This is a genomic window from Streptomyces spongiae, assembly GCF_009377185.1.
Taxonomy (GTDB): Bacteria; Actinomycetota; Actinomycetes; order Streptomycetales; family Streptomycetaceae; genus Streptomyces; species Streptomyces spongiae.
In genome coordinates, this window is the sequence record NZ_VJZC01000804.1 from 1 (window position 1) to 3,589 (window position 3,589).

Sequence of the window (3,589 nt, forward strand, 5' to 3'; positions counted from 1 at the left end):
GTGCGGATGAGGGGGTGGGCGGGAGTGGACAAGCGGTTGATCCAGTGGCTGCGGGTGCTGCGCGAGGACCTGTGGACCAGCGGGGCGCATCCGTTGCCGCCGTCGGTGTGGCTGCGCTGGCTGCCGCACGGTGTGGTGATCCTGGCCGCCTTCGCCGCCACCGTCGCCAACGTGGACCAGTTCGGCGAGGGTTACCACCTGGGTACGGAGTACGCCCTGGTGTGCGCGCTGGCGCAGGGCGCCGCGGTGGCACTGGCGTTGCGGTGGCCGGTCCCGGCGTGGCACCTGTCGATGGTGGTCACGGTCGTGGTGGCCATGGGTGCCCGGACCCAGCTCCTCGCCGCGGCGTACCAAGGGGCCCTGACCATGGGGCACGCCGAGATCAACACTCCGTGGCCGTGGGGCCCGCCCGGTCTGGTCGCGCACGCCGTGGTGCTGTTCCTGCTGGCGCTGCGGCTGCCCACCCGCGTGGCCCTTGAGGTGCTGGCCCTGACCGCGCTGGTCACGTGGGTGGTGCAGGGGCTCATCGGTGCGGCGAACTACTCGTCGACGGGCATGCTGGCAGTGGTCCTGTTCGCCGGCGTCGTCCTCCTCGGCAGCGCCATGCGTGGACGTCGCGAAGCCCGTACCCAGCTCGTCGAGCAGGCCGGCATCACCGCCGAGGAGCGCGCCCGGCGCACTCTCCTGGAGGAGCGCAGCCGTATCGCGCGCGAGCTGCACGACGTGGTGGCCCACCACATGTCGGTGATCTCCATCCAGGCGCAGGTCGCCCCGCACCTGACCGAGAACCCGTCCGAGGAGCTGAAGGAGAACCTCGTGGGCATCCGGCAGAACGCCCTGGAGGCCCTGACCGAGCTGCGTCGCGTCCTCGGGGTCCTGCGCTCCGAGCACCCCGAGGACCCGCACGGCATAGCGGAGCCCGCCGACGGCACGGCCCCGCACGCCCCGCAGCCCACCCTCGCCCGCCTCGACGCGCTCGTGGAGAACACCCGCGCCGCGGGCCTGGAGGTGGCCGTCGAGGTCAGCGGCGAGGTGCGCCCGTTCCCGCCCGGGGTGGAGTTGTCGGCGTACCGGATCATCCAGGAGGCGCTCAGCAACGCCCTGCGGCACGCGCCCGGTTCGAACGTCCGGGTCGAACTGGACCACTACCCGCGCGGTCTGCAGATACGGGTCATCAACTCCCGCCCCGGTGGACCCGCCGAGCCGTCCCCCGGCGCGGGACACGGACTGCTCGGCATGCGGGAGCGCGCCGCGATGCTCGGTGGCACCCTGATGGCGACCGAGACGTCGCACGGCGGCTTCGTGGTGGTCGCGTTCCTGCCCCGCTCGGGCGGCACGGGGGAGGCCGGCCGCTCCGACGCCCCCGCCCGCCCCCACAACTCCACAGGCAAGACAGGAGACCGGACCCCATGACGAGCAGCACCATCCGCGTACTGATCGCCGACGACCAGCAGATGGTCCGGCAGGGCTTCTCGGTGCTGCTCAACACCCAGCCCGACATCGACGTGGTGGGCCAGGCGGTGCACGGCCTGGACGCGGTGGCCCAGGTCGCCGAACTCGTCCCGGACGTCGTCCTGATGGACATCCGCATGCCCGAACTCGGCGGCATCGACGCCACCCGCCGCATCATCGCCGAGCACCCGCACATCAAGGTCCTGGTGCTCACCACCTTCGACCTCGACGAGTACGTGTACGACGCCCTGCACGCGGGCGCGTCCGGCTTCCTGCTGAAGGACGCCTCCGCGGACCAGCTCGCAGAAGCCGTACGGGTGGTGGCGGCGGGCGACGCGCTCCTCGCGCCGGGCGTCATGCGCCGCCTCATCACCGAGTTCTCCCGGCTGCGCGGATCGGCGCCCCGCGCCCCACTGAAGGAACGCGTGGCCGACCTCACCGAGCGGGAGACGGAGGTCCTCGCGCTCATCGCCCAGGGCCTGTCCAACGCGGAGATCGCCGAGCGCCTCGTCGTCGCCGAGCAGACGGTGAAGACGCATGTGGGCCGCATCCTCGTGAAGCTGGGCCTGCGCGACCGCACCCAGGCAGCGGTGTTCGCGTACGAGTCCGGGCTGGTGCGGCCGGCGGGGTACTGAGTCGGGCTGCTGATCGGGGTACTCAGGATGGGCGGGGGCCGGGACCTGGAGATACCCGTAGTACCTGAGAGGGACCCCGAAGGACCCTTCTCACTGGTGACGACCGCGACCCGGTCCGACGCCTACCGTTTGGAACGTGACCGAGACGACCCATACGCAGCCGATGCCCCCGAAGGACAGAGCCGTGTCGCGCAGCCCGGAGTTCCGACTGGCGGCGGACGCCCTGCGCGGGCTGCGGCAGGACCTGTTCCACGACGCGTTCGCCTACCGCCCGCTGCCGCGCATGAGCGTGGACGGTCGGCTCACCCGGCGCCTGAGCCCCCGCCTGCGGGAGTACGCGGTCTGGACCCCGCATGCCGCGGTGATGGTGGCCGCCCTGGCGGCGACACTCATCGCCGCCTCCTCCAACGACAGCGGCGATCTCAGTTCGCTCCTGGTTGTCCTGCTCGTCGTGGGCCCGATCGGGCTGACGCTGTTCCGGCCAGTGGGCGCCTTCTGGTTCTCCATCGCGACGACTCCGGTCGTCGCCACGTTCGGCGACAGCTGGACCGCCGACTGGCCGTGGCAGCCGGGCAGCTTCGCCTGCCATCTGGTGGTGCTGACGGTCGTGGCCTTGCGCACGCGACCGCGCACGACTCTGTGGATGTGGGTGCTGACAGGCGCGTACGGAGTCGGAGCCGAAGCGTTCTTCGGTGCGGGCCACTACTCGTCGAACACTGGCCCCTTGATGACCATCTCCGCGTTCGCCCTGCTCGCCGTCACCGTCCTCCACATACGCCGCTCCGCCGCGCGGGAGGTGACCGCCCAGCAGACGGTGACCGCGCACGAACGCTCCAAGCGCACCCTCCTGGAGGAGCGCACCACGATCGCCCGCGAGCTGCACGACGTGGTGGCCCACCACATGTCGGTGGTCGCGATCCAGGCGGAGGCGGCGCCGTACCGCGTGGAGAACCCGCCGCCGGAGCTGGAACAGGCCTTTGCCACGATCAGGGAGAACGCGGTCGCGGCGCTCACCGAGCTCCGCCGTGTCCTCGGCGTCGTCCGCGCCGAGGACTACGAGGCCCCGGACGCCCCGCAGCCCACCCTCGCCGACATCGACGGCCTGCTCGCCAACGTGCGGGACGCGGGCCTGACCGTCGAGAAGGTGGTCACCGGAGCGGTCCGTGAACTCCCGCAGGGCATCGAGCTGTCCGCGTACCGAATAACCCAGGAGGCGCTCAGCAACAGCCTGCGCCACGCACCGGGCGCCACGGCCCGCGTCGAGATCGGCTACGTCCTGGGCGGCCTCGGGCTGCGCATCGTCAACGGCCGGGCGACCGGCCTGGTCAAGCCGTCGCCCGGAGCGGGACATGGCCTCACCGGCATGCGCGAGCGCGTCACGATGCTGAACGGCGAGATGACGACGGGCGAGACGGACGACGGAGGCTACGAGGTGACGGTGTTCCTGCCGGTGCCCCTGACGGAGGACCCTGCATGACGAGGGGCATGAGCGGGACCAGTGG

At 71.6% G+C, this 3,589-nt stretch carries 3 protein-coding genes; all 3 read left to right on the forward strand.

The annotated features are described in order from the left end of the window. The first annotated feature begins 6 nt into the window (after positions 1 to 6). The 3 genes from FNH08_RS47020 to FNH08_RS47030 all read left to right on the forward strand — a co-directional run bounded on the left by FNH08_RS47020 (position 7) and on the right by FNH08_RS47030 (position 3,564). On the forward strand, positions 7 to 1,413 hold the full coding sequence (locus FNH08_RS47020) for a sensor histidine kinase (RefSeq protein WP_152777986.1): 1,407 nt from the start codon (positions 7 to 9) through the stop codon (positions 1,411 to 1,413). Continuing rightward, positions 1,410 to 2,087, forward strand: a complete 678-nt coding sequence (locus FNH08_RS47025) for a response regulator (protein WP_152777984.1) — start codon at positions 1,410 to 1,412, stop codon at positions 2,085 to 2,087. The genes FNH08_RS47020 and FNH08_RS47025 overlap by 4 nt, the downstream gene beginning before the upstream one ends. Before the next feature lie 136 nt (positions 2,088 to 2,223). Continuing rightward, positions 2,224 to 3,564 carry a sensor histidine kinase gene (locus FNH08_RS47030; protein ID WP_322726561.1) on the forward strand — a complete coding sequence of 447 codons (1,341 nt, stop codon included), beginning with the start codon at positions 2,224 to 2,226 and terminating at the stop codon, positions 3,562 to 3,564. Positions 3,565 to 3,589 lie beyond the last annotated feature (25 nt).

Bases quoted from the DNA above. Each gene is read 5' to 3' on its own strand.
- FNH08_RS47025 (WP_152777984.1), top strand. From the start codon at position 1,410: ATGACGAGCAGCACCATCCGCGTACTGATCGCCGACGACCAGCAGATG.
- FNH08_RS47020 (WP_152777986.1), top strand. From the start codon at position 7: ATGAGGGGGTGGGCGGGAGTGGACAAGCGGTTGATCCAGTGGCTGCGG.